This window comes from Reyranella sp., assembly GCF_030651995.1.
Lineage (GTDB): Bacteria > Pseudomonadota > Alphaproteobacteria > Reyranellales > Reyranellaceae > Reyranella.
On the sequence record NZ_JAUSBN010000040.1, the window covers coordinates 26,681 to 49,542 of the forward strand.

26 protein-coding genes are annotated in these 22,862 nt (G+C 66.4%); 11 read left to right on the forward strand and 15 right to left on the reverse strand.

Translation table 11 applies throughout. From position 1 onward, the window contains the following. Positions 1–8 precede the first annotated feature (8 nt). The 3 genes from Q7V45_RS11830 to Q7V45_RS11840 all read left to right on the forward strand — a co-directional run bounded on the left by Q7V45_RS11830 (position 9) and on the right by Q7V45_RS11840 (position 2,824). A complete protein-coding gene (locus Q7V45_RS11830) occupies positions 9–929 on the forward strand; it encodes a tripartite tricarboxylate transporter substrate binding protein (protein WP_304852056.1) in 921 nt (306 codons plus the stop codon). Between the two features lie 115 nt (positions 930–1,044). Then, positions 1,045–2,418, forward strand: coding sequence for an FAD/NAD(P)-binding protein (locus tag Q7V45_RS11835; protein ID WP_304852059.1), 1,374 nt, complete (start codon positions 1,045–1,047; stop codon positions 2,416–2,418). A 7-nt stretch (positions 2,419–2,425) separates the two neighbouring features. Next, a complete protein-coding gene (locus Q7V45_RS11840) occupies positions 2,426–2,824 on the forward strand; it encodes a winged helix-turn-helix domain-containing protein (RefSeq protein WP_304852062.1) in 399 nt (132 codons plus the stop codon). A 56-nt stretch (positions 2,825–2,880) separates the two neighbouring features. On the opposite strand, the gene modA is transcribed toward Q7V45_RS11840, so the two are convergent. The 3 genes from modA to Q7V45_RS11855 all read right to left on the reverse strand — a co-directional run bounded on the left by modA (position 2,881) and on the right by Q7V45_RS11855 (position 6,152). Beyond that, positions 2,881–3,675 (reverse strand): molybdate ABC transporter substrate-binding protein, encoded by a 795-nt coding sequence (gene modA, locus Q7V45_RS11845; RefSeq protein ID WP_304852065.1) that lies wholly within the window; start codon positions 3,673–3,675, stop codon positions 2,881–2,883. A gap of 224 nt (positions 3,676–3,899) precedes the next feature. Continuing rightward, positions 3,900–4,955: an acyl-CoA dehydrogenase family protein gene (locus Q7V45_RS11850; RefSeq protein ID WP_304852068.1), complete on the reverse strand. Its 1,056-nt coding sequence runs from the start codon at positions 4,953–4,955 to the stop codon at positions 3,900–3,902. Positions 4,956–4,967: 12 nt separating this feature from the next. Next, a complete protein-coding gene (locus tag Q7V45_RS11855; RefSeq protein ID WP_370692592.1) occupies positions 4,968–6,152 on the reverse strand; it encodes an acyl-CoA dehydrogenase family protein in 1,185 nt (394 codons plus the stop codon). 49 nt (positions 6,153–6,201) lie between these two features. Between Q7V45_RS11855 and Q7V45_RS11860 the strand changes: the two genes are divergently transcribed. Next, complete coding sequence (locus Q7V45_RS11860) at positions 6,202–6,678, forward strand: nuclear transport factor 2 family protein (protein ID WP_304852071.1); 477 nt, start codon at positions 6,202–6,204, stop codon at positions 6,676–6,678. Here Q7V45_RS11860 and Q7V45_RS11865 read toward each other — a convergent pair. Genes Q7V45_RS11865 through Q7V45_RS11875 form a run of 3 tightly spaced genes read right to left on the reverse strand, consistent with a single transcriptional unit; the run spans position 6,675 to position 10,134 of the window. Next, complete coding sequence (locus Q7V45_RS11865) at positions 6,675–7,667, reverse strand: DUF3298 domain-containing protein (protein WP_304852075.1); 993 nt, start codon at positions 7,665–7,667, stop codon at positions 6,675–6,677. The two genes, Q7V45_RS11860 and Q7V45_RS11865, sit on opposite strands and share 4 nt — an antisense overlap. Beyond that, the gene (locus tag Q7V45_RS11870; RefSeq protein WP_304852078.1) at positions 7,664–8,815 is read right to left on the reverse strand and encodes a pyridoxal phosphate-dependent aminotransferase; all 1,152 of its coding nucleotides are present in this window, start codon (positions 8,813–8,815) and stop codon (positions 7,664–7,666) included. The genes Q7V45_RS11865 and Q7V45_RS11870 overlap by 4 nt, the downstream gene beginning before the upstream one ends. A gap of 8 nt (positions 8,816–8,823) precedes the next feature. Further along, the gene (locus tag Q7V45_RS11875; protein ID WP_304852082.1) at positions 8,824–10,134 is read right to left on the reverse strand and encodes a gamma-glutamyltransferase; all 1,311 of its coding nucleotides are present in this window, start codon (positions 10,132–10,134) and stop codon (positions 8,824–8,826) included. Positions 10,135–10,174: 40 nt separating this feature from the next. On the opposite strand from Q7V45_RS11875, the gene Q7V45_RS11880 reads away from it, so the two are divergent. Both Q7V45_RS11880 and Q7V45_RS11885 read left to right on the forward strand, forming a co-directional pair. Next, positions 10,175–11,560, forward strand: a complete 1,386-nt coding sequence (locus Q7V45_RS11880; protein WP_304852085.1) for a M48 family metalloprotease — start codon at positions 10,175–10,177, stop codon at positions 11,558–11,560. Between the two features lie 22 nt (positions 11,561–11,582). Further along, positions 11,583–12,368, forward strand: a complete 786-nt coding sequence (locus Q7V45_RS11885) for a DsbA family protein (protein WP_304852088.1) — start codon at positions 11,583–11,585, stop codon at positions 12,366–12,368. Here the strand turns inward: Q7V45_RS11885 and Q7V45_RS11890 are convergent. The 5 genes from Q7V45_RS11890 to hppD are packed head-to-tail and all read right to left on the reverse strand — an operon-like array spanning position 12,365 to position 17,772. Continuing rightward, entirely contained in the window at positions 12,365–13,837 is a 1,473-nt protein-coding gene (locus Q7V45_RS11890) for a hypothetical protein (RefSeq protein WP_304852091.1), read from the reverse strand. The genes Q7V45_RS11885 and Q7V45_RS11890 overlap by 4 nt on opposite strands. Next, positions 13,834–14,475 (reverse strand): maleylacetoacetate isomerase, encoded by a 642-nt coding sequence (gene maiA / locus Q7V45_RS11895; RefSeq protein ID WP_304852094.1) that lies wholly within the window; start codon positions 14,473–14,475, stop codon positions 13,834–13,836. The genes Q7V45_RS11890 and maiA overlap by 4 nt, the downstream gene beginning before the upstream one ends. A gap of 29 nt (positions 14,476–14,504) precedes the next feature. Beyond that, entirely contained in the window at positions 14,505–15,497 is a 993-nt protein-coding gene (locus Q7V45_RS11900) for a fumarylacetoacetate hydrolase family protein (protein WP_304852097.1), read from the reverse strand. A 13-nt stretch (positions 15,498–15,510) separates the two neighbouring features. Then, the gene (locus Q7V45_RS11905; RefSeq protein ID WP_304852099.1) at positions 15,511–16,659 is read right to left on the reverse strand and encodes a homogentisate 1,2-dioxygenase; all 1,149 of its coding nucleotides are present in this window, start codon (positions 16,657–16,659) and stop codon (positions 15,511–15,513) included. 21 nt (positions 16,660–16,680) lie between these two features. Then, a complete protein-coding gene (gene hppD / locus Q7V45_RS11910) occupies positions 16,681–17,772 on the reverse strand; it encodes a 4-hydroxyphenylpyruvate dioxygenase (protein ID WP_304852101.1) in 1,092 nt (363 codons plus the stop codon). Positions 17,773–17,812: 40 nt separating this feature from the next. On the opposite strand from hppD, the gene Q7V45_RS11915 reads away from it, so the two are divergent. The 5 genes from Q7V45_RS11915 (at position 17,813) to aat (ending at position 21,313) form a co-directional block, all read left to right on the forward strand. Continuing rightward, on the forward strand, positions 17,813–18,274 hold the full coding sequence (locus tag Q7V45_RS11915) for a MarR family winged helix-turn-helix transcriptional regulator (RefSeq protein ID WP_304852104.1): 462 nt from the start codon (positions 17,813–17,815) through the stop codon (positions 18,272–18,274). Between the two features lie 65 nt (positions 18,275–18,339). After that, positions 18,340–18,804, forward strand: coding sequence for a type II 3-dehydroquinate dehydratase (gene aroQ / locus Q7V45_RS11920; protein ID WP_304852106.1), 465 nt, complete (start codon positions 18,340–18,342; stop codon positions 18,802–18,804). Positions 18,805–18,826: 22 nt separating this feature from the next. Then, on the forward strand, positions 18,827–19,297 hold the full coding sequence (gene accB, locus Q7V45_RS11925; protein ID WP_304852108.1) for an acetyl-CoA carboxylase biotin carboxyl carrier protein: 471 nt from the start codon (positions 18,827–18,829) through the stop codon (positions 19,295–19,297). Positions 19,298–19,311: 14 nt separating this feature from the next. Next, positions 19,312–20,655 carry an acetyl-CoA carboxylase biotin carboxylase subunit gene (gene accC, locus Q7V45_RS11930; RefSeq protein WP_304852232.1) on the forward strand — a complete coding sequence of 448 codons (1,344 nt, stop codon included), beginning with the start codon at positions 19,312–19,314 and terminating at the stop codon, positions 20,653–20,655. A gap of 7 nt (positions 20,656–20,662) precedes the next feature. After that, positions 20,663–21,313 (forward strand): leucyl/phenylalanyl-tRNA--protein transferase, encoded by a 651-nt coding sequence (gene aat / locus Q7V45_RS11935; RefSeq protein ID WP_304852111.1) that lies wholly within the window; start codon positions 20,663–20,665, stop codon positions 21,311–21,313. Here the strand turns inward: aat and Q7V45_RS11940 are convergent. From Q7V45_RS11940 to Q7V45_RS11955, 4 genes are read right to left on the reverse strand one after another with little or no spacing between them, the layout of a single operon-like run. Continuing rightward, positions 21,250–21,711: a DUF2155 domain-containing protein gene (locus tag Q7V45_RS11940; RefSeq protein ID WP_304852113.1), complete on the reverse strand. Its 462-nt coding sequence runs from the start codon at positions 21,709–21,711 to the stop codon at positions 21,250–21,252. The genes aat and Q7V45_RS11940 overlap by 64 nt on opposite strands. Positions 21,712–21,713: 2 nt before the next feature. Then, positions 21,714–21,941: a hypothetical protein gene (locus Q7V45_RS11945; RefSeq protein WP_304852115.1), complete on the reverse strand. Its 228-nt coding sequence runs from the start codon at positions 21,939–21,941 to the stop codon at positions 21,714–21,716. After that, a complete protein-coding gene (mlaD, locus tag Q7V45_RS11950) occupies positions 21,941–22,396 on the reverse strand; it encodes an outer membrane lipid asymmetry maintenance protein MlaD (RefSeq protein WP_304852117.1) in 456 nt (151 codons plus the stop codon). The genes Q7V45_RS11945 and mlaD overlap by 1 nt, the downstream gene beginning before the upstream one ends. A gap of 24 nt (positions 22,397–22,420) precedes the next feature. Continuing rightward, a complete protein-coding gene (locus Q7V45_RS11955; RefSeq protein ID WP_304852119.1) occupies positions 22,421–22,771 on the reverse strand; it encodes an NADH:ubiquinone oxidoreductase subunit NDUFA12 in 351 nt (116 codons plus the stop codon). Positions 22,772–22,862 lie beyond the last annotated feature (91 nt).

Below are 22,862 nucleotides of genomic sequence, written 5' to 3' on the forward strand. Positions count from 1 at the left end.
CCCCGACCATGCGTCGCCGCTCCCTGATCGCCGGCGCATTCGCGCTGCCGATCAGCGGCGCGGCAACCGCGGATTCCTTTCCAAACGGCCCGTTCCGGATCATCGTGCCGTTCGGACCGGGGTCGGCCACCGACCAGAGCGCGCGCCACGTGGCCGAGGGGCTGAACAAGGCCTTCGGTGTTCCGGCCGTCGTCGAGAACAAGCCTGGCGCCAGCGGGGCGATCGCGGCCGAAGTCGCCGCCAAGGCGAAGCCGGACGGCCAGACCATCTTCGTCTGCTCCAACACCGCGGCGGCTTCGAACGTCGCGCTGTTCAAGTCCCTGCCCTACGACCCGCTGAAGAGTTTCGAGCCGGTCACAATCATTGGCCGTGCGCCGGTGTTCATGATCGTCAACCCGAAGATCGAGGCGCAGACGGCACAGGAGTTCGTGGCCCTGTGCAAGCGCCAGCCGGGCCGGATCAATTTCGGCTCCGGCAGCGCCTCGACCCGCATTTCGGGCGAGCTGCTCAAGGCCAAGGCCGGCATCGACATGCTGCACGTGCCCTACAAGAGCACGCCCGCGGCGCTGCAGGACACGATGGCCGGCCACGTCCAGATGTGCTTCGCCGATCCGGTGACCAGCCTGCCCCAGGTCAAGGCCGGCACCGTGCGCTGCCTCGGCGTCGGCAGCCGCGGCCGCTACAAGCTCACGCCCGACATTCCCACCCTCATCGAACAGGGCATCCCCGATTTCGAGCTGATGACCTGGACCGGCATCCTCATGCCGCGCGGCGTGCCGCAGCCGGTCATGGCGAAGCTGCGCGAGGCCATGCTCAAGGCCATCACCGATCCCGCCTATGTCGAGCGTCAGGCCCAGGGCGGCTCGGAGATCGCGCCCTGCTCCCCCGACGAGATGCGCCGGATCATGGTCGCCGAGATCGAGCTCTAGCGTGAGATGATGAAGGTCGCCGGCATCGAGCCGGAGTGACACGGCGGCCGGGAGCGCCGAGGCATCGCACCTCGGTTGCTGGCCTTCGCGGCAAAGCATCTGCCATACTTCGGCGATGCAGCATTCCGAATCGTCTCATTCGCCCGTCGACATTGCCATCGTCGGCGGCGGCGCCAGCGGCGTGCTGCTCGCTGCACAGCTCGTCCGCAAGGGCCGCCTGCGCGTCGCCCTGATCGAGCGCGACGCCCATCCGGGACTGGGGATCGCCTATTCGACGCACTGCCTCGGCCACCTCCTCAATGTCCGCGCCAGCGACATGACGGCCCTCGCCGACGAGCCCGACCACTTCGTGCAATGGCTGACGCGCGACGGCCGCGGCTTCGGACCAACCGATTTCGTTCCCCGCGCCATCTACGGCCAGTACCTCCAGGACCTGCTGGCCGATGCCGTCCGGCGTTCCGACGGCCGCCTCCAGGTGATCCGGGGCGACGTCGTCGCCGTTCGCCACAAGCAAGACGGTGTCGAAGTAGACATCCAGGACCATGTCCCGCTCCGGGCCCGCAAGGCCGTCCTGGCGACCGGGCATCGCCCGCCCTCGAAGGATTCCGGCGCCTATCACGGCAATCCCTGGCACGACGAGGCCATCGCCGGCCTCGCACCCGATGCGTCAGTCCTGCTGATCGGCACCAGCCTGACGATGATCGACGTGCTGATCTCGTTGCTGGAGCACGGTCACAAGGCCCCCATCGTCGCGCTGTCGCGGCGCGGGCTGGTGCCGCATTGCCACCCTCCCGCTCCCGTCCCGTCGCCGAAGCTCGACACCAGCGATCTCTTCGCCGGTAGCCTTTCCCAGCGCATGGCGCGGTTCCGCGGCATAGTCCGCGCCGGTGTCGAATGGCCCGGCCTCATGCAGCTTCTTCGGCCACACAACAACGAACTCTGGCATGGGCTGGACCTCGACCAGCGGCGGCGCTTCCTGCGCCACCTCCGGCCGTGGTGGGATATCCATCGGCACCGTGTCGCGCCGCAGATCCGTGAGCAGATCGACGCCGCCCGGGCGCGCGGGCAGCTTTCGATCATCTCGGGCCGGATCGAGATCGGCCGCACGACGGACAACGAGGTCGCCGTCACCATCATCCGTCGCGGGTCGACAGAGCGTGAACAGCACAGCTTCGACCGCGTCATCGACTGCCGTGGCCCGCGCAACGAGGTCGAAATGCAGGTACCGCTGCATGCCCAGTTGGTGAAGGACGGAAAGCTGCGATCCGATGCGCTCAACCAGGGTCTCGACGTCGCGGTCGACGATGCACTGATCGGACGGGACGGCACGCCGTCGGACCGCCTCTTCGTCCTCGGCCCTCCGACCCGCGGCCGCTACACCGAGATCGTGGCGATCCCGGATATCCGCCTGCAGGTGGCGGACGTCGCCAATGGGCTGATCGCCGCCCTGCAAGAGCCATCTGGCCTTGTCGATAGTCCGCCCGCATAATTCCAGAATGGGACGCCGACCCGCCAAGGCCGCGGCCAAGCCGGCCGAGAAGACCTCCTTGCATCTCCGGATCGATTTCGGCGGCGAACGCTCGATCGGCCCCGGCAAGGTCCGGCTGCTCGAGCTGATCAACGAGACTGGATCGATCTCGGCCGCGGGGCGGGCCCTTGCGATGTCCTACCGCCAGGCCTGGCTGCTGGTCGACGAAATGAACCAGATGTTCCGCGAACCCGTGGTGACCGCCCAAACCGGCGGCGGCGGCGGCGGCGGCACGGCGGTCACGGAAACCGGCAACGACATCGTGCGGCTCTATCGCGAGATGGAGCGACGGGCCTACGGAGCCTCGTCGCCGGAAATCCGGTCGCTGGCGCGCCTGCTCACCCCTCCGGACGGCAAGCTCCACTAGCCCTCGGGGATGCCTGCGTGAACCGCCGAGAATCGTAGGCAGCGACGCGGCAGGTGCTACTTCAGTACCGTGAAGCCATGCTTCTCGAAGAACGGGCTTGCCGCTGGCATCTTGAGATAGTCGACCAAGGCCTGCGCATCAGGGTTGGTCGAGCTGGCCAGCAGCGCCATCGGATAGATAATCGCGGGATGCGAATCGGCCGGAAAGGCGCCGACGATGCGCACCGCTGGATCGGAGGCCGCATCGGTCTTGTAGACGATGCCGAGCGGCGCCTCGCCGCGGGACACCAGTGTCAGCGCCATGCGGACATTCTCGGCCTGCGCCACACGGTCGGAGACCGACGACCAGACGCCGAGGTACTCCAGCGCCGCCTTGCCATATCTGCCCGCTGGCACCGCGTCGACGTTGCCCATGGCGAGGCGGCCGTCCTTGCCTAGCGCGCCGCGCAGGTTGAAGCTCTTGTCGATCCTGAGGTCGATCCTGGAGTCCTTGCCGGCGACAAGGACGATCTCGTTGCCGAGGAAGTTCGAGCGGCTCGCCGATTTGATGAGCTTGCGCTCCGCGACATAGTCCATCCACGGCACGTCGGCCGAAATGAAGATGTCGGCCGGAATGCCGCCCTCGATCTGCCGGGCCAGCGCCGAGCTGGCGGCGTAGGAAATCCTCGTGGCCTTGCCGGTCTGCCTGGTCCAGGCGGCGGACGCCTCGTCCAGCGCGTTCTTTAGGCTGGCGGCGGCAAGAATGACGACATCCTTGCCCTGCGCGGCGGCCTGTTGCGCGAGTCCGCCCGCCGAAAGGATGAACGGGACCGTCGCGAGGGCAGACGTGAATGCGCGACGGGTACCCAGCATGAAACGCTCCAGCGGCAGATCAGGGTCGATATATCCCATTGGATATAGCGACAGGCCGTCGACTACGCCATGGGTCTCTCCGGCTACCTCAATGGAGCAAGACAACACGAGGCTACAGCCCGGGATTCCCGGACTGCAAGTGCCCGCTCGGCGTCACGCCCTGCCGAAGTCGGCGGCGCGATGGCTACCAGTCCTGGTCTGCCGCACCGGTCGATCAGGCTGCGTCAGGCGGCGTAGCGGCTTTCGCTGAGCGCCGGCCACAGCTCGTCCTTACCGGCCCTGGCGTAGGATTCGCCGATCTTCTCGCCCCAGAAGCTCTCACTGCCGAAGTCGCGGCGCCACACCCAGAGCCTGCGCGTGTAGTGATGCAGGATGTGCTCGTGGGTGAAGCCCATGGCACCCATCGACTGGTGCGAGAGGGCCGCGATCCGGTGCGCGAAATCGGAGCCCTGGGTCTTGGCGGCGGCGATCGAGAAGCTGCCCCCCTTCTCCAGCCCGCCCTCGTCGGCGTCGCGCGCCGCGGACTCTGCCGAGGCGATGGTTGCGGCCACGTAGCTCGCCAGCTCGGCCAACATGTGCTGGATCGCCTGGAACGTCGAGATCGGCCGACCAAACTGGACGCGTTGCTTGCAGTATTCGGTCGCCGTCGCCAGCACCTTGTCGGCGGCACCCGCCATCTGCATGGTGCGGGCGAGTGCGGCGAGTTCGAGTGCACGCTCTGCGCTGATCGGTGTAGCCGCTGAGAATTCGGGCGTCGCACCGTCGAACGTCACGGTGCCGTAAGGTTCGCCGGCGTGGCTCGGCGTGTCCTCGATCGCGACCGCCTCGCGTGGCACGACGACCAGCGTCGACGTGCCACCCGCCGTGACGATCGAGACGAAGCGCTCGGCGACACCCGCGAAGGGTACGCGGGCGACCTTGCCGGAGACACGATTGCCCTGGAACGACAGCTCGCCCAGCGCCACCGTCGACGGGCCGCCGGCGGGCTTGCCGCCCGCGGCCGCGACCAGCAGGTTGGCGAGCGCGGTCTCGGCGACCGGCACGGGCACGGCATACTCGCCGGCCACCCGCAGCAGCGCCATCAGGTCGGCCAGCGTTCCGCCGACCCCGCCCTGTTCCTCAGGCACGGCGATCAGCGGCAGGCCCATCTCCTCGATCTCCTTCCAGAGATCGGCGGGCCATACGCCCTTCTCGACGCCGTTCACGATGTCCTTGCCGGCGCGCTCGGCGAAGAAGCGGCTGGCGGTTTCCAGCAGCATGTCACGGGTATCGCGGTCCATGATCGTCCTCCTTCAGCGCAGACCGAGGCCGCGGGCGACGATGCCGCGCAGGACCTGAGTGGTGCCGCCCTGGATGGTGTAGCTCGGCGCCATCATCGACGCGTACTGGGCGACGTCGAGGAAATCGGCGAGATCGTCCTCAGTGGTAGCGTCGGATTCGGCCAGCGTGCGCGCGATCTCGGGCAGGTCCTGCTGGTAGATCGTGCCGAGATCCTTCACCAGCGACGCCTCGATGGCCGGTGACTTGCCGCCCTGCATCATGCCGGCGACGGCGGTCGACATCTGCCTCAGGGTCCACAGGCGTGCGATCAGGCGGCCCAGGATGGCGCTCGTGCGCTTGGCTGGCTGGCGGCCGAGCACCCGTACCAGTTCGCGCAGCACGTAGACGTTCTGCATGAAGCGTTCGGGACCCGAGCGCTCGAAAGCCAGCTCGCTCGTGACCTGCAGCCAGCCGTCGCCCTCGTTGCCGATCAGGCAATCCTCGGGGATGAAGGCGTCCGAGAAGGTCACCTCGTTCCAGTCGTGTCGGCCGGCAAGGTTGATGATCGGCCGAATGGTGACGCCCGGGGTCTTGAGGTCGACCAGGAGCTGGCTCAGTCCCTTATGGCGATCGCCGTGCTGCCCCGAGGTGCGCACCAGCGTGATGCAGTAGTGGTTGCGATGCGCGCCCGACGTCCAGACCTTGGTGCCGTTGACGCGGAAGCCGCCGGGCACCGGCTCGGCGCGGGTGCGCACGGAGGCCAGATCGGAGCCGGAGTCGGGTTCGCTCATGCCGATGCTGAAGTAGCACTCGCCGCGCACGATGCGCGGCAGGATGGCCTGGCGCTGCTGTTCCGTGCCGAACTTGAGCAGCAGCGGCCCTGATTGGCGATCGGCGACCCAGTGCGAGCCGGCCGGCGCGCTGTTTCCGAGAAGCTCCTCGGTCACGACCAGGCGGTCGAGGAAGGAGCGCTCAGCACCGCCATACTGTTTGGGCCAGGTGATGCCGAGCCAGCCCTTGGCACCCAGCGCCCTGCTGAACTCGGGCGACGGCGTGTTCCAGCTCGCGAAGCGATCTTCGGACTGGATCTTGGGCAGCGTCTCCTTGAGGAACGCGCGAACCTCCCCGCGCAAGGCCTCGGCCTCGGCGGGCAGGTGGAATGGCGGGAATTCGAGCTTGGGAATGGACATCATCATCTCGATGGTTGGATGCCTCATCTGTGTCGGCTAATCCTGTGCCGCGCAACCCGGGAGTTTCGAGGGTCGAATGCCCCGCCGTCCACCACGCCTGCCGCCGCTCTTGGCGGAATTCGACGATGACGAACGCGACGCCGTCCTGGCCGCGAACCGCGCCTTCTACAAAGCCTTCAACGATCGCGACGCCGCTGCCATGGACCAGATCTGGGCACCCACCGGATCGGTGATCTGCCTGCATCCCGGCCAGGCCGCCCTCCTCGAGCGCGCGGAGATCATGGCGAGCTGGCGCGCCATCATGAAGCACCCCGAGGCACCCCGCGTGCGCTGCACCGAGGAATGGGTCGTCGGCCGGCCGGGCCTCGCGCTCGTGATCTGCCGCGAAGTCCTGCGCAATGGCCAGCTCATGGCCAGCAACCTCTACGTTCGCCTGGCCGACGGGTGGCACATGGCAAGCCACCATTCCGGCCCTGTGCCGCCGGTCGCGACCGAACGCGCGACGCCGCCCGCCTCAGCGATTCCGGCGCGGGACCGGCGCAGGCTGCACTAGCGGGAGATGGGGCCGCCGGCGCGCAGCAGCGGCTTCAGCCGACTGTAGGGAATGTCGACCGTGTAGGGCCCGGCCGAGTAAGGACCGACCTCGTACTGGTTGAAATAGATCTGCAGCTTGTCGGCCTGCCAGCAGAAATGGCCGCTGGTGTTGACCGTCTTGGTGAGCTTGTTGGGCTGCAGCGCATCCTCGAAGCCGGGATTGTCGACGAACTGCTTCTTGAGATCCGCGCCGACGGTTGCGACCACCTCCTGAAGCCATGGCGCGCCGGGAGCAAATACCCCTTCGGGCGTGACAGCCTTGCCTGTACGCAGGTCGACGAGCGTGCAACTCGTGCTGCCATAACCATGGGCGCCGCCGGTGAACGCCCAGAAGGTCAGTGCGACGGTGATGACATCGGGGTCGGGGCGAAAGAGCGAATAGCTCTGCAAGGCCTGCCATTCCTGCTCACGATCAAGGCCGGCATCGGCCGTCGGCGTCGTTTCGCGTGCAGCCTTCGTGGCCGCCTCGGCATAGGCACGATTGACGGAGGTGAAGTCGGCCGTCGTGCCGGCGAACCGCGGGTAGCGAAGATCGATCGAATAGGTCACCTTGCCGACCTTCCCGCTCCGCTCGATCGACTGGTCCTCGATGAAGGGATAGGGACCCGCGGCCGACGCCTTGAGGTCGGCGATGCGATCAGCGTAACGCGTCTTCAGGCAGCGCCCGATGACATCGGGATCGTCGTTCGGCACGCAGGCTCGATTTCGGTCAACGATCCAGCGGAGCTGGCTCTTTTCCAGACTCGCCTTCGCCGATCCATTCAGTTTGGCGAGGAGTGCCGTGTAAAGGCCTGACAACTCGCGGTCGGCTTTCGCCATGACCGGGTCCTTGCAGATCGCCCGCTCCGCCCCGTTGGACGCCTTGGCGCAGTCGAAGCTCGGGCCGGTTTGCGCCAGGGCAGCAATGGGGAGCAGTGCGACCACTGCCGCGACCGCAAGCCCCCTCACACCCGCCTCCATCGCTTGAGGCGACGCACGGCCTCCTCCATCTCCGCGGTGGAGCCGGCGAAGGAGATGCGCAAGGTGCCGGCCCCGCGCGCGCGGTCGAAGTCGACGCCCGGCGTCGTCGCCACACCGGCCTCCCGCAGCATGCGGCTGCAGAAGTCGCGGCTGTCGTTGGTGAGGTGCGAGACGTCGGCATAGATGTAGAAGGCGCCCTGGGCCGGCGTCAGCCGGTCGAGGCCTGCCGCGGGAAGGCCTGCCATCAGCAGGTCGCGGTTGGTGCGGTAGCGCTTCACGTGGCCGTCGAGTTCTTCGCGGCAGTCGAAAGCCGCCAGAGCCGCATACTGGCTGAGCGTCGGCACCGAGATGAAGAAGTTCTGCGCGAGCCGCTCGATCGGCCGAACCATGTCAGGCGGCACGACCAGCCAGCCCACCCGCCATCCGGTCATGGAGAAATACTTGGAGAAGCTGTTCACCACGATTGCCGTGTCGGACACCTCGGCTGCCGAGTGGGTTTCGCCCTCATAGACGATGCCATGATAGATCTCGTCGGAGATCAGCCGCACGCCGTTGGCATTGCACCAGTCGGCCAACGCCTTCAGTTCGCCGCGCGTGACCATTGTGCCGGTCGGATTGGAGGGGCTCGCCACGATCAGCCCGTCGAGGGGACCGGCTTTCTCGAGGGCCGCGACCGTGGGCTGGAAACGATCGGCCGCCGAGGTTGGCAGGTCGACCGCCTCGAGATTGAGCGCCGCCAGGATGTTGCGGTAGGCCGGATAGCCGGGGGCCGCCAGCGCCACGCGGTCGCCGGCATCGAAGCTCGCGAGAAAGGCCAGCGGAAAGCCACCGGAGGAGCCCGTCGTGACGATGACACGCTCAGGGGAAACCTCGGCGCCGTAGGTCTCGCCATAATATCGGGCGATGCGCTCGCGCAGCGCCGGCATGCCCAGCGCGGCGACGTAGCCGATCCTGTCTGCGTCGAGGGCCGCATGCGCCGCCGCGAGCGCACCCTTCGGGGCCGGCGTGCTCGGCTGCCCGACCTCGAGATGGATCACCACGTCACCCGCCGCTTCCTTCTCGGCAGCGGCGGCCATCACGTCCATGACGATGAAGGGATCGACGCCGGCCGAGCGGCGCGAGAGCTTGCCTGCCATGTCGCTGTCTATTGAGCGATCATCGAGAGGCCGGCACCGGCGGGATCCGCTCCCGTCCGACAGGCTTCAGGCCTGCCACGCAGACCCGAGGGGCAGGCGATGGCGTTCACGAAGCCACCCTGTGCTCGGCGATCTGCCAGGACCGCCGCCAGATTGCGACTGCTTTCGATGACCTCACGCGCCACGTACCCGACGGCCTGGGCGGCTGTCGGTCCGCCGCCACCCGCACCGGCAAAGGTGAACTCGCCATTGCCGGGATTGGCGATGATCATCGGACTGACCGAAGCCGCCTCGGGATTGGGCGAGCCCAGCATGATGCCACTGCCGGGGACCACGACGCGCGCGCCGAAGAGCTGCCCCATCGAGACCGCACAGGCAGCCGCCCCGCCCTTGCTGTCGACGGCGGCGAAGCCTGCGAAGCCACCGGAATCGACCGGCATGCCGCCGGCCGGCTGCTGCCCGTTCCAGCCTGCGAGGACCGACGAGCCGGCCGCTGGCGACGGCGCGACATAGACGCGGCTGCGATAGTGACTGACCGACATCGGCGCCGACGAGATCGGCACCGCCGAACGCAACGTATCGAGGGGCAGGCTGCCGCCGGCCTGCGAAACCTGTTCGGAAAAGGTGCGCGCCAGGGCGCCCTGGAAGAATTCCGCTCCGCCGCGCTGGCGAATGCCGCCCAGCACCGTAGCGAGTTCCGGCTGGGTGAGAAGCGCGCCCTCCGAGACGCTGCCGAAGATCCGACGTGCCTCGGCGTCTGCACCCAGCAGAGAACCGCCCGCCTGCAGGTCGCGCGCCAACGCACGCGACACCTGGAAGCCGAAACGCGCCAGGCGCTCGGCCGGCGACACCGTCTGCTCCCAGCGCAGCTGGCCGTGACGGACATGCATCAGGGTGATGGCGCGCACACCATTCGGCACGGAGAAGGGCGTACCCTTGACGGCCCCGGGCGCCGCCACGGGAGGAAACACGAAGGCTTCGGATTGCTTCGTCTTGTCATTGTGGACGACGCACGCCCCGGACGCACCGAGCGAGGCCGCCGACGGCAGCGTCACAGAGAGTGCAAAGTACATCGCGACGGCGGCATCGGTGGCGTTTCCGCCGGCGCCCAGAATATCGCGCCCGACCTCGGCCGCTCGGCTTTCCTCGGCCGTGGTGGCGGCAAAGCTGCTGCCCTTGCTGACGATCGATGCGCCTCTCCGGTTTTCCGGCAGGCCGGCGGGGTTTTCGGCATTCTCGGCGCGATCCCGCGCGCGGTCCGTCTCACTAAAGCCACAACCGGCCAGCAAGAAAACCCCGATCAGGGCTGCGTTGCGCAATTGACGCGGTCGCCGCCCGTTTCTAGCTTGCCTGAGCCCCGTGCCGACCTTGTTCAAACGCATCACCACCCTCTTATGTCTGACGCTCTTCGCGCTGGCACCGTTTCGTGCCGCGACGGCTCAGCAAGGTCAACGCCTCAATCTGATCCGTGACGCCGAGATCGAGAGCACGATCCGGACCTTCACGATCCCGATCTGGAAGGCGGCCGGTCTCGACCCCAACGGCGTCGAGATCATGCTCGTCCAGGATGGATCGCTCAACGCCTTCGTCGCCGGTGGTCAGCGCATCTTCATCAACACCGGCCTGATCATGCGGACCGAACGGCCGAACCAGTTGATCGGCGTCTTGGCCCATGAGAGCGGGCACATCGCCGGCGGGCACCTCGCCCGCATGCAGGAGGAACTGCGCAGCCTTTCCACCCTTCAGATCCTGGAGACGATCCTGGCGGGCGGCGCCATGGCTGGGGGAGTCGCGGGCGGCGCCGGCGCCGGCGGCAGCGGCGGCGGCCATGGCGGCGGCACCGGGCGACCGATGGCGCCGGGGTCGCTGATGTCTTTCCTCAAGTACACGCAGACGCAGGAAAGCGCGGCCGACCAGGCGGCGATCACCTATCTGCAGCGCACCGGCCAGTCGCCCAAGGGCACGATCGAGTTCCTGCGGTACCTGCAGCGAGAGGAGAAGCTCGCGATCAACCGCCGCGACCCCTATCTCACCACCCACCCGCTGACACCGGAGCGCATTTCCGCCTTCGAGCAGGCCGCGGCGAACTCGCCCTATGCCAACACGCCCGACTCGCCGCAATTCCTGATGCTGCACCAGCGCATGGTGGCAAAGCTCTATGGATTCGTCGCCCCCGATACGGCCCTGCAGCGCTACGGTGAAGCCGACCGATCACTCCCGGCGCGTTATGCCCGCGCCATCGCGCTCTATCGCAAGGGCGCGCTCGGCTCGGCCCTGCTGACGATCGACGGATTGTTGAAGGAGTATCCCAACGACCCGTACTTCCACGAAGTGCGGGCCCAGATGCTCTACGAGAACGGCCGCGCTGCCGAAGCGATCCCGTCCTATCGCCGGGCCGTGCAGCTCGCACCGGCGGCGGCGATCCTGAAGATCGACCTCGCGCGTGCGCTGCTCGACGTCAACAATCCCGACAATATCCGGGAGGCGATGCGCAACCTCAACCTGGCTTCGCAGCAGGAGGCCGGAAGCTTCGAGCTCTGGCGCCTCATGGCATCGGGCTACTCCCAACTCAACGATCAGGGTATGACCTCCCTCGCACGGGCCGAGATGGCGGCACTTCGTGGCCAGCGTGCCGAAGCCCAGGCCCATGCGGAGGCGGCTTCGCGTCAACTCCCCGCCGGGACGCCGTCCTGGCAGCGGGCGCAGGATCTCAAGGCCTATATCAACAGCCGGCCCCGCAAGTAGCCGACTCTGGAGAACACACGATATGCGTTCAATTCTACTGGCTCTCATGGCTGGCCTGATCGTCGTCGGCGCCGTTGTCGCAACCCGCACGAGCCTGTCCCGGGTCGCGACCGCCCCGGCCGCGTCCAGCGCTCCGGACGTCGCGGCTGCCGCCGCCGTTCCGGCCGACCTCGGAAAGAGCATCCGCGCCTATCTGATGGCCAATCCGGAAGTGCTGGTCGAGGCCATGCAGGAACTCGAGCGCAAGCAGGATACGCAGCGCGATGCCGTGGCGGCGAAGGCGATCGGCCAGAGCGAGGCCGAGCTGTTCCGCGACGCCGACAGTCCCACGGGTGGCAATCCCGCGGGCGACGTCACCATCGTCGAGTTCAACGACTATCAGTGCCCCTACTGCAAGCGCGCCCACCAGGCGGTGAAGTCGGTCACCGGGGCCGACGGCAAAGTGAAGATCATCTACAAGGACCTGCCGATCCTCGGCGAGCCGTCGCGAATCGCCGCCCTGGCCGCGCTCGCTTCGGTGAAGCAGGGCAAGCACCAGGCGCTGCACAATGCGCTGATGGAATTCAACGGCAAGCTCGACCGCGAGAAGATCCTGCAGACCGCCGCCTCGGTCGGCATCGACGTCGCCCAGCTCGAGAAGGACATGGAAGATCCCAGGCTGAAGCAGATCATCGACCGCAACATGGCGCTTGCCGCCGCGCTGGGCGTGCGCGGCACGCCGGCCTTCGTCATCGGCAAGCAGTTCGTGCCGGGCGCGGTCGACGCCGAGTCGCTGAAGGCCCTGATCGCCGACGCCCGGAAGAACTAGCGGGACACCGTCGCGGTCAAGCCGAGCGCATTCACGAGGTCTGCGCCCGGCTTCAGGAGGTAGTCGAGCTTTTCCAGGCCCAGCGCCGGCTGCGGCGCGGCGTCGAGGGTCAGCACGCCGCCCTGCTCGACGAAGCGGGCGACCCCGTCGAGAACCTTCGACATATCCTGGGTGATCAGCACGCCAGGCGGCTGATAGCGCCGGATCTCGGTCGCCAGTGCCGCGCGCTCTGCCGCTACCGGCTGGCCGCTGAGCCGCGCCTTCGCTTGGAGGCTGCGCTGAAGCAGACTCTTGTCGACGACCACCAGCCTGGCCGAGGCCAGCGCCGCCTTGGTGCCCAGCAGGCCAAAGGGGTCGGCCTCGTCGATTGTTCTCCAGAACTCGTCATCGACGTCGATGAGCCGTGCGGCCAAAGTGATATCGACCAGGTCGGGACCGTTCAGCTTGCAATCCTCGACCTTCAGCGCATGGCGGGCGCGATCCTCGACGGTGCTGCAGTCGAAGCCCAGCCGCACCTCCTTCACGTTCATCGACTGCAGGAGCATGCGCATGCCGAGCGCCTCGACGCTGCGCAACGAGGGTGCCAGAACGAAATCCTCGACGCGCAGGCGCGAGCGGCCGACGTCGCCGCTTTCACGCCTGGTCTCGGTCGAAACGCTGCCCAGCGACAGGCCGTATCGGGTCATGAGATCGCCGCCAAATCCGGACATGCGCCCCTCAGCCATGGGAACCCGGCCGATCGGCATCCCCGGCTCCCAGTCGAGCGACGAGGCCAAGGCAATGGGCCGGCGGAGGTCGATGCCGCGCGCCGTGGTCTCTGCGACGGTGACGCCCGCCATCCGTGCGCCTGCCGGCTTGACCTGCCAGTCCTTCATTTCGAGCGAGTCGATCAGTCCGCGCACGTACCCCGTCACGGTGAGCCGGGCCACGCTCTGGGTCATCAGTTCCAAGGACGTATAGGAGAAGCCGCTCTGCTCCAGGCGGTCCACCGAAAGCACCCCCAGCAGACGGGCCATCATCACTTCGTTGCGGAACGGTCCCTCATAGGTCGAGTCATATCGCGGGAGATCGATATTGGTGCCGGTCAACTCGCCGATCGTCCAGGAATTGCCGGCGTCGGGTTGGGCCAACCGGAAATTGCGCAGGTAGAGCCGTGCGACATGAAGGGGATCGCCCCAGTTCAGGCCGCGCAACGGCAGGCGTCCCTGCAGCAACTCGTCCAGTGGCCAGGCCAGCCCGGATGCCTGCCATTCGTCGACCCTCAGTTCGCCGTTCGGTCCGCCCGCCACGTTGCTCAAAGCGATGCTGCGGTCGAGCAGCCCGACTGTGACCATCTCGACCTGAACGCCGTTCTGCGCGAGGCCGGCCTTGAGACGAGACGCCGCGAAGCCCTCGGCAAACGGGATTGCTGCGGCCCCGATCCCGATCAGGGCCAGGACGGCGCCGAGAGCGACGACGGACTTCCTCACGGTTCGGCATCCGGCTGCTTCGAAGGCTGCGCCGCATCGAAGGCAGGATGCTTCATGCAGGCATCGTGGATGCGCTGGATGGCCGGATAGCGCTTCATGTCGACCTTGAACCTCAGGGCGTTGAAGACCTGCGGCACCAGGCACATGTCGGCCATCGTAGGCGTGTCGCCATGGCTGAAGGTGCTGCCATCCCGCTGCGCCAGCGTCGCCTCGTAGGAATCGAAGCCGGTTTCGATCCAATGCCGCGACCAGGCAAAGGCGCTTTCCTCGGTCTGATCGAATTTCTGGCGCAGATAGGCCATCACCCGCAGGTTCTGGATGGGATGGATGTCCGCACTCACGATCAGCGACAGAGCCCGCACCCGGGCCCGGCCGACCGGCTCCCTGGGAAGCAGCGGCGGCTCGGGATGCGTCTCCTCCAGATACTCCATGATGGCCAGCGACTGGGTCAGCACGGCCCCATCGTCCAGCACCAGCGCCGGCACGAGCTTCTGCGGATTGAGCGCGGCATAGTCAGCCGACGATTGCTCGCCCCTCCTTAGATGCCGCGACGCATGTTCGACGGCAATGCCCTTGAGATTGAGCGCAATGCGCACACGAAACGCCGCCGAGGACCGAAAATAGCCGATGAGCTTCATGACCGCCTCCGCGGCCACTCTAGCACGGCTCAGGCGGGCGGCGTGTAGCGCACGACCTTCTGATCGATCGCCCCGAAGATCGACTTGCCGGCGCGATCGAACATCTCGATGCGGATGTGATCCCCGAAGCTCATGAACGGCGTTACGGGCTTGCCGCCATCGATCGTCTCGCGCACGCGCCGCTCGGCGATACAGGAGCAGCCGACGGCAGCATCGCGGTTCGCCACCGTCCCCGAGCCGACGATGGTCCCCGCCTCCAGGTGCCGTGTGCGCGCGGCGTGCGCAATCAGCTGGCCAAAATCGAACGTGAGGTCCGTCGCGGCGTTCGGATGCCCGAACTCCTTTCCATTGAGCGTGGAGATCAGCGGCCGGTCGAGCCGCGCGCCGTTCCAGTCGTCGCCGAGTTCGTCCGGCGTCACGGCAACGGGAGCAAAGGCCGTCGCAGGCTTGCCGTGGAAGAAGCCGAAGCCTTTTGCGAGTTCGCCCACGATGACGTTGCGCAGCGACACATCGTTCAGGATCGTGACCAGCTTGATGTGCTTTCGCGCCGCTTCCGGCGAAATGCCCATCGGCACGTCGTCGACGATTACACCGATCTCGCCCTCGAAGTCGATGCCCCAGGCCTCGTCGGCCATCTCGATCTCGTCGTTGGGCCCGATGAAGGAATCCGAGCCGCCCTGGTACATCAGCGGGTCGGTCCAGAAGGACGGCGGCATCTCGACGCCGCGCGCCTTGCGTACCAGTTCGACATGCACGACGTAGGCCGAGCCGTCGGCCCACTGGTAGGCGCGCGGCAGCGGTGCCGCCAGCGCCGTCGTGTCGAGCTCGAACGAGCCCACGGCCTTGTCGTCCTCGAGCTGCTCGGCCAGCGCCCGCAGCTTGGGCGCAATCGTCGCCCAGTCGTCGAACGCCTTCTGCATCGTCGGCGCCACCGTGGTGGCCCGGACGCCGCGCGTCAGGTCGCGATTCACCACGATCAGCGTGCCGTCGCGGCCGCCTTCCTTGAGCGATCCCAGTTTCATTGTGGCGTCTTCCCTATTCCGCAGCCTGTTTCATGTCCGGCGGCCGCCAGGACTTCACATACCCCTCGAACTCGACACCGGCCGGCATCGCCGCGACGTCGAGCGCATCGCGTGTATCGATCATCACCGCGACCTCGTCGGTTTCGGTCTTGCCGCCCTTGGTCGCGGCATCGAAGGCCTTGGGGTGCGGCCCGTGGGTGAAGCCGGTGGGATGGACCGTCATCATGCCGGGATGGATGTTGTCTCGGCTGAAGAAGCTGCCCTTGTGATAGAAGATCACTTCCTCGAAATCGTCGTTGTTGTGGAAGAACGGCAGGCGCAGCGCCTCCGGGTCGCTCTCGAACGGCCGCGGCACGAAAGTGCAGACGACGAACCGGCCGGTCGCCCAGGTCGTATGCGCCGACGGCGGCAGATGCGCGCGATGGCTCATCAGCGGCCGCAGGTCGCGCCAGTTGATGCGAACGACGCTGAGATCGCCGTGCCAGCCCACCGCATCGAGCGGATTGAAGGGGTAGGTCACGGTCGAAAGCGCGTTGCGCCGTTTCACCGAGACCTTCCAGGTGCGCTCGTCCTGCTGGGCGCGGAAGGCCTCGTCGATACGCGGCGTGTCGAGCATTGCCGGATCGAAGATCGCGTGGCGGCCGACCAGCCCCTTCTCCGGCAGGGTGAAATGATCGTTCGTCGCCTCGATCATCAGCGACACGGTGGGCCTCGCGGGCTCCAGGCGCCACATGGTCCCGCGCGGGATGACGAGATAGTCGCCCTCGACATAGTCGAGATGCCCGTAGTCGCAGAAGAGCGCGCCGTTACCCTCGTGGATGAAAAGAAGCTGATCGCCGTCGCTGTTGCGGGCCAGCTCCCGCATCGGCTCCTCCAGCCGCCAGTAGCGCATCTGCATGTGGCTGTTGTCCATGACGAGCTCGGCTTCCCAGGGATTGGTCCGGGCCGTCGCCAGCTTGTTCAGATCGAGCGCGCGCGGGCGGATCGGGCCGTCGAATTCGACCCAGTCGGTCGGCTTGTGCCTGTGGTGGAACTGCGCGGAGGGGCCGAAGAAGCCCTCCTTGCTGATCTCGCGCTCATAGGTGCCTTCGGGCAGCCGGACATGTGCCTGTCGTGAGGCGGTGCCCTCGATCTGGCGAAGCGGAATCCAGTTCTTGGCCATGGTTTCCTCCGTTGTTCGTTTCTAGGCCTTGAGTACGCCGCGGCGGATCTGGTCGAGTTCGATCGATTCGAACAGCGCGCGGAAGTTGCCCTCGCCGAAGCCCTCGTTGCCGCGGCGCTGGATGATCTCGAAGAAGATCGGGCCGATCACCGTCTGGGTGAAGATCTGCAGCAATAGGCCACCGCCCTTGGTCGGCGCGCCGTCGATCAGGATGCGATCGGCGGACATCCGCTGGAGGTTCTCGCCATGGCCCGGCAGGCGTGTATCGACCTGTTCGTAATAGGTGTCAGGCACATCCTGGAACGGCACGCCCTTGAGCTTGAGTGCCTCGACCGACTCGTAGATGTCGCCGGTGCCGAGCGCGATGTGCTGGATGCCCTCGCCGTGATAGGCGGAAAGGTATTCCTGAATCTGCGACTTGTCGTCGGAGCTTTCGTTGATCGGGATGCGGATCTTGCCACAGGGGCTGGTCATCGCCTTGGACTTGAGGCCGGTCAGCTTGCCCTCGATGTCGAAGTAGCGGATCTCGCGGAAATTGAAGAGCCGTTCGTAGAAGTCGGCCCACTCGGCCATGCGGCCGCGATGCACGTTATGGGTCAGGTGGTCGATGTAGGTCAGGCCGACGCCCTTGGGATTGCGGTCGACACCCGGCAGATACTCGAAGTCGACATCGTAGATCGAGCCGCGCTCGCCGTAACGATCCACGAGATAGAGCAGCGAATCGCCGATACCCTTTATCGCCGGGATGTTGAGTTCCATCGGCCCGACCTTGCCCTCGACGCCCCAGGCGCCGAGCGAGAGCGCGCGCTTGTAGGCAGCACCGGCATTCTTCACGCGGAACGCGATGGCGCAGACACTCGGTCCGTGCACGCGCGCGAAGCCCTGGGCGAAGCTCTCCTTCTCCCCGTTGACGATGAAATTCACGTCGCCCTGGCGGAAGAGCGAGACGTCCTTGGAGCGATGCTTCGCCACCTTGGTGAAGCCCATGCTCTCGAACAGGGCGCCGAGCGCCGCGGGATCGGGGGCCGTGTATTCGACGAACTCGAACCCGTCGGTGCCCATCGGGTTCACTGCGTCGATCTCCAGGATCTTGGCTTCGCTGACACTTGCCATGTTTGACCTCCCGGCTGAATTAGTTTCAAATGTAACTATTATGTCGAGCGAAGTGCAAGTCCTCGAACTGGAGAAATTCCTTCCCTACCGCCTGTCCGTCCTGGCCCAGCTGGTCAGCGAGTCACTGCACGATCTATACGCCGGCCCCTATGGCCTCAGCGTTACGCAATGGCGTGTGATGGCGGCGCTGGGGCGGTTCGCCCCCCTCACCGCCTCCGATGTGGGTCAGCGTATCGTCATGGACAAGGTGGCGGTCAGCCGAGCCGTCGCCGGCCTGATGAGGCGCGGCCTTGTCGAACGGTCTGCCGATCTCGACGACCGCCGCCGAGCCTCCCTGCATCTCACGCCGAAAGGCCGCGCGATGCATGCGGATATCGTGCCCATGGCCCTGAAATTCGAAGCCGAACTCTACCAAGCCCTGTCCGCCGAGGAGCGCCAGACCCTCAACGGCTTGTGTGAACGCCTGTTCGCCCATGCCAAGCTGTTGAGAAACCGCCCCTGAGGGCGCCTTGTGGCCCCGACTCCCCATGCTATAACGCCCGCCTCTTATGATTCTGGGAGGCAGGATTGGCTAAGGCCGCCCAGCGCCCACCGGTGAAGCCGGTGCTGGTGCTCAATGGGCCCAATCTAAACATGCTGGGCAAGCGTCAGCCGGAGATTTACGGCCGCGAGACGCTGGCGGACGTCGAGGCGGCGTGCCGCGTCGAGGCGGCGCGCCTCGGTCTCGAGGTCGAGTTCGCCCAGAGCAACCACGAGGGCGTGCTGGTCGACCACATCCAGGCCGCGCGCGATGGCAACTCCGGCATCGTCATCAATGCCGGGGCCTATACCCATACGTCCGTGGCCCTGCTCGACGCGCTGAACGCCGCCGAGCTGCCGGCCATCGAGGTCCATCTTTCCAACATCTACAAGCGTGAGAGATTCCGCCATCATTCCTACATCAGCCCGGCCGCGGTCGGAGTGATCGCGGGTCTCGGCTCTCAAGGCTATCTCCTTGCCCTCCAGGCGCTGGCGCGTCTGCTGGCACGCTGACCAACATCGGGAGCGTTTCTCCATGGCAAAGTTCGAGCTGGACACGGAGTTCGTCCGCAAGCTGGCGACGATCCTCGAGGAAACCAACCTCGGCGAGATCGAATTGGCCGATGGCGAGCGGCGCGTCCGCGTCGCCCGCCCGACCGCCCCTGTTGTGCAGGCCGCACCGGTCGCGATGGCGGCAGCGCCCGCTGCCGCGGCAGCATCCATCGCCGCAACCGGCAGTGCCCCGGCCGCGGCGGGCGACCTCTCCAAGCATCCAGGTGTCGTGAAGTCGCCGATGGTGGGCACGGCCTATCTGGCACCGGAGCCCGGCAAGCCGAATTTCGTCTCCGTGGGCGACAAGGTGAATGCCGGCCAGACGCTGCTGATCATCGAGGCGATGAAGACATTCAATCCGATCAAGGCGCCCAAAGCCGGTACCGTCATGCAGGTCCTGATCGAGAATGCCCTGCCTGTGGAGTTCGGCGAACCGCTGATGATCGTCGAGTGAAGGCCTCGGCGCCGATGTTCGACAAGGTCCTGATCGCCAATCGCGGCGAGATCGCCCTCCGCATCCATCGCGCCTGCCGCGAGATGGGCATCCAGACGGTCGCGGTCCATTCGACCGCCGACAGCGACGCGATGCATGTACGGCTGGCCGACGAATCGGTCTGCATCGGACCGCCGGCGGCGCGCGACAGTTATCTCAACATTCCCGCGATCCTGTCGGCCGCGACAATCGCCGGCGCCGATGCCATCCATCCCGGCTACGGGTTCCTGTCGGAGAATGCCCGCTTCGCCGAAGCGGTCGAGGCGCACGGTTTCACCTTCATCGGCCCGACGTCGCAGCACATCGCCATGATGGGCGACAAGATCGTGGCCAAGCAGACCGCCAAGGACCTCGGCCTGCCGCTGGTCCCCGGTTCGCCCGGCCCGGTCGAATCGATCGAGGAAGTGATCGAGCTGGGCGGCAAGATCGGGTGGCCGGTCCTGATCAAGGCCGTTGCCGGCGGTGGCGGACGCGGCATGAAGGTCGTGGAGAATGCGGAGGCCGCCGCGGAGGCCTTCTCCCTCGCACGCACCGAAGCCAAGGCCGCATTCAGCAACGACGCCGTCTATCTCGAAAAGTACCTTCCCCGGCCGCGCCATATCGAGATCCAGGTGCTGGGCGACGGACTGGGCGCCGGGATTCATCTCGGCGAACGCGACTGCTCGCTGCAGCGCCGGCACCAGAAGGTGCTCGAGGAAGCACCGTCGCCGGCCCTCAATGCCGAACAGCGCAACAGGATCGGCGAACTCGCCGCCGATGCCGTCCGAAAGCTCAAGTATCGCGGCGCCGGCACGATGGAGTTTCTGTATCAGGATGGCGAATTCTACTTCATCGAGATGAACACCCGCCTGCAGGTCGAGCACCCGATCACCGAGGCGGTGACCGGTATCGACCTGGTGCGCGAGCAGATCCGCATAGCCTCCGGTGCCCCCCTGGGGCTCACGCAGAAGGACATAGTAATCCAGGGCCATGCCATCGAGTGCCGGATCAACGCCGAGAATCCCGAGACGTTCGTGCCCTGCCCCGGCCTCGTCACCGAGTATCACGCGCCCGGCGGCCTGGGCGTGCGCGTCGATTCCGGCCTCTATGCCGGCTACTCGATCCCGCCCTACTACGATTCGATGGTCGCCAAGCTGATCGTGAACGGCAGCAGCCGCAACGAATGCCTGATGCGCCTGCGGCGCTCGCTCGAGGAATTCGTGATCGGCGGCATCGACACCACGATCCCGCTACACCGGCGCATCATCGGCGAGCAGGCCTTCATCGACGGCGACTACGACATCCACTGGCTGGAGAAGCTGGTCGGCCTCAAGAAATAGCGCCGGCATGCTGGAGATCACCCCGGACCTCCTGCTGCAGGCCTATCGCATCGGCGTCTTTCCCATGGGAGAGAGCCGCGACGATCCCAAGCTCTACTGGCTCGATCCGCGCCTGCGCGCGGTGCTGCCGCTCGATGGCTTCCATCTTTCGCATCGGCTGGCGCGCACGGTCCGCGGCGGCCACTTCGAGGTGAGCGCCGATACCGCCTTTGCGGACACGGTGCGGGCCTGCGCCGAGCCGCGCCCGGGCCATCCGGAAAGCTGGATCAACGAGCCGATCGTCGCCCTTTACACGGAGTTGCACGCCCGCGGCCATGCCCACAGCCTGGAGTGCCGCGTGGACGGCCGGCTGGTGGGTGGGCTCTACGGCGTCTCGATCGGAGCCGCCTTCTTCGGCGAGAGCATGTTCAGTCGCGAGCGGGATGCCTCGAAGGTGGCGCTCGTCCATCTGGTGGCGCGGCTGATCCGAGGCGGCTTCGCCCTGCTCGACTGCCAGTTCATGACCGAGCACCTGCGCAGCTTCGGTGCGATCGAGATCCCACGGGACGATTTCAAGGCGCGGCTGGCCGAGGCGATCGACCGGCCGGCGACTTTTCAGCGTGAGCTGGGCGGCGCGGACCCCTGCGCCATCGTGCAGGAGAGCACGCGCAGATCGTAGACGCCGTGGTCGAGCGCCGACAGCGACGGTGTCGAGGCAAACATCCAGCCAGCGAACAGCTTCTCCTCCGCCTGACCGGGCTTGTGGTCGATGATGGTGAGATAGGCTACGGATTCAGGGGGTGCCTCGGGTACGTTCACCAGGCAATCGCCGACGGTGATCTCGAGCGTGCCGAAGCGCGTCGACTTTCCGACCGGCGCGTAGAAGCGCTGGGTGCGGGCGGTCACCTTGTCCAGCCCCTGCAGCTCGGCCGACCGTATGCCCGGACCGTCGGGCACCGGCCGAAGATTGGCATTGCCCGGACGTTGCGGCGGTTGCTGCGCGGGTGGAAGTGGTGTTTGCGCCGACGCCGTGCCGATACCGGCTGCCAGGACGGCAAACACGATCAGCCCGCGCATGCTCAATCCTTGGCGCGGGGCGGCGTCAACCCGTCGATCAGCTCGTGAAGCGCCTGCTTGATCTGCGCGGCGTCGCATCCCATCAGAACTCCGTCCTCCAGCGCGTCGGCGCAGAGGGTTTCGATTTCCTGGATGTTCTGGTTCAGGACTTTGATCTTTTCGAGGCACGACACTGGCTTGCCGTCGGGTTGCCGCCAGACCGGCGGTTCCTTCGAGGAATGGGCGCCCATCACTTGCTTCCCGTGCCGCCGAACATGAACTTGGCAATCAGCTCGGTGAGCGGGATCGAATCCTGCGTCTGCTCGATCTCCCCGCCGCTCTTCAGCATCGTCTTGTCGCCCCCGGGCTCGAGCACGACCACCATGCCGCCCAGCAGCGACTCGCTCACGATCTTGGCGTGCGTGTCCGCCGGCAGATTTACGTTCGATGCGATACCGAGGCGCACGACGGCCTGATAGGTCTTCGGATCCAGGCTGAACGAGGTGACGCTGCCGACCTTCACGCCGCTCAAGGTCACGTCCGCACCACGCTTCAGCCCGTCGATGCGCCCAAACCGGGCGACGAGCTCGTAGCCATCCGGCCCGGCGCGGTCGGATTTGGAAAAGGCATAGACGACGAAGGCGCCGGCCACCACCAGCACCAGCGCGCCCACGATCGTCTCGACAACGTTACGGCCCACGCTCATGCCCTCTGCTCGCTGCCTGCCGCGTCAGCCTGGCCGCCAGGCCTCGTAAACCGGCTTCGGCTTCTCGCCTTCCGACAGCGCATGGCCCGGAGGCCTGTAGGCATGATCGGTTCCCGTGAGATTGGGAAGATGTTCCTTCTGCCACGGCTTGCGCGGTACGCCGCCGACGGGCGGCGGTTCGGCGAGCGTGTAATGCAGCCAACCATGCCATTCGGGAGGAACTCGCGATGCCTCGGCGACGCCGTTGTACATGACCCAACGCTTGCGCCGCATTCCAGGGACGAGGCGCCTGTCCTGAAAGTAGCGGTTTCCTTCCGCATCCGTGCCGACGAGTTCGCCGCGCATCTTCGTGAAGAGCCAGGTGCCGATGATCATGAACCAACCACTTCGTAGGGTAATGCGCGCTTGTACGCGGGCGCTTCAATGCGTGCAACGCGACGCGAACCAGTCTCGATTCGAGTCAACC

What these genes read in the sequence shown, in the direction of transcription:
- Q7V45_RS11945 (WP_304852115.1), bottom strand. Translation starts at nt 21,941, where the DNA reads ATGGGCGCCCATTCCTCGAAGGAACCGCCGGTCTGGCGGCAACCCGAC.
- mlaD (WP_304852117.1), bottom strand. Translation starts at nt 22,396, where the DNA reads ATGAGCGTGGGCCGTAACGTTGTCGAGACGATCGTGGGCGCGCTGGTG.
- Q7V45_RS11840 (WP_304852062.1), top strand. Translation starts at nt 2,426, where the DNA reads ATGGGACGCCGACCCGCCAAGGCCGCGGCCAAGCCGGCCGAGAAGACC.
- Q7V45_RS11885 (WP_304852088.1), top strand. Translation starts at nt 11,583, where the DNA reads ATGCGTTCAATTCTACTGGCTCTCATGGCTGGCCTGATCGTCGTCGGC.
- aat (WP_304852111.1), top strand. Translation starts at nt 20,663, where the DNA reads ATGCTGGAGATCACCCCGGACCTCCTGCTGCAGGCCTATCGCATCGGC.
- modA (WP_304852065.1), bottom strand. Translation starts at nt 3,675, where the DNA reads ATGCTGGGTACCCGTCGCGCATTCACGTCTGCCCTCGCGACGGTCCCG.
- Q7V45_RS11900 (WP_304852097.1), bottom strand. Translation starts at nt 15,497, where the DNA reads ATGAAACTGGGATCGCTCAAGGAAGGCGGCCGCGACGGCACGCTGATC.
- Q7V45_RS11855 (WP_370692592.1), bottom strand. Translation starts at nt 6,152, where the DNA reads ATGAGGCATCCAACCATCGAGATGATGATGTCCATTCCCAAGCTCGAA.
- Q7V45_RS11850 (WP_304852068.1), bottom strand. Translation starts at nt 4,955, where the DNA reads ATGGACCGCGATACCCGTGACATGCTGCTGGAAACCGCCAGCCGCTTC.
- Q7V45_RS11905 (WP_304852099.1), bottom strand. Translation starts at nt 16,659, where the DNA reads ATGGCCAAGAACTGGATTCCGCTTCGCCAGATCGAGGGCACCGCCTCA.
- Q7V45_RS11955 (WP_304852119.1), bottom strand. Translation starts at nt 22,771, where the DNA reads ATGATCATCGGCACCTGGCTCTTCACGAAGATGCGCGGCGAACTCGTC.
- hppD (WP_304852101.1), bottom strand. Translation starts at nt 17,772, where the DNA reads ATGGCAAGTGTCAGCGAAGCCAAGATCCTGGAGATCGACGCAGTGAAC.
- accB (WP_304852108.1), top strand. Translation starts at nt 18,827, where the DNA reads ATGGCAAAGTTCGAGCTGGACACGGAGTTCGTCCGCAAGCTGGCGACG.
- Q7V45_RS11940 (WP_304852113.1), bottom strand. Translation starts at nt 21,711, where the DNA reads ATGCGCGGGCTGATCGTGTTTGCCGTCCTGGCAGCCGGTATCGGCACG.
- maiA (WP_304852094.1), bottom strand. Translation starts at nt 14,475, where the DNA reads ATGAAGCTCATCGGCTATTTTCGGTCCTCGGCGGCGTTTCGTGTGCGC.
- Q7V45_RS11915 (WP_304852104.1), top strand. Translation starts at nt 17,813, where the DNA reads ATGTCGAGCGAAGTGCAAGTCCTCGAACTGGAGAAATTCCTTCCCTAC.
- Q7V45_RS11835 (WP_304852059.1), top strand. Translation starts at nt 1,045, where the DNA reads ATGCAGCATTCCGAATCGTCTCATTCGCCCGTCGACATTGCCATCGTC.
- accC (WP_304852232.1), top strand. Translation starts at nt 19,312, where the DNA reads ATGTTCGACAAGGTCCTGATCGCCAATCGCGGCGAGATCGCCCTCCGC.
- Q7V45_RS11870 (WP_304852078.1), bottom strand. Translation starts at nt 8,815, where the DNA reads ATGGCAGGCAAGCTCTCGCGCCGCTCGGCCGGCGTCGATCCCTTCATC.
- Q7V45_RS11860 (WP_304852071.1), top strand. Translation starts at nt 6,202, where the DNA reads ATGCCCCGCCGTCCACCACGCCTGCCGCCGCTCTTGGCGGAATTCGAC.
- Q7V45_RS11830 (WP_304852056.1), top strand. Translation starts at nt 9, where the DNA reads ATGCGTCGCCGCTCCCTGATCGCCGGCGCATTCGCGCTGCCGATCAGC.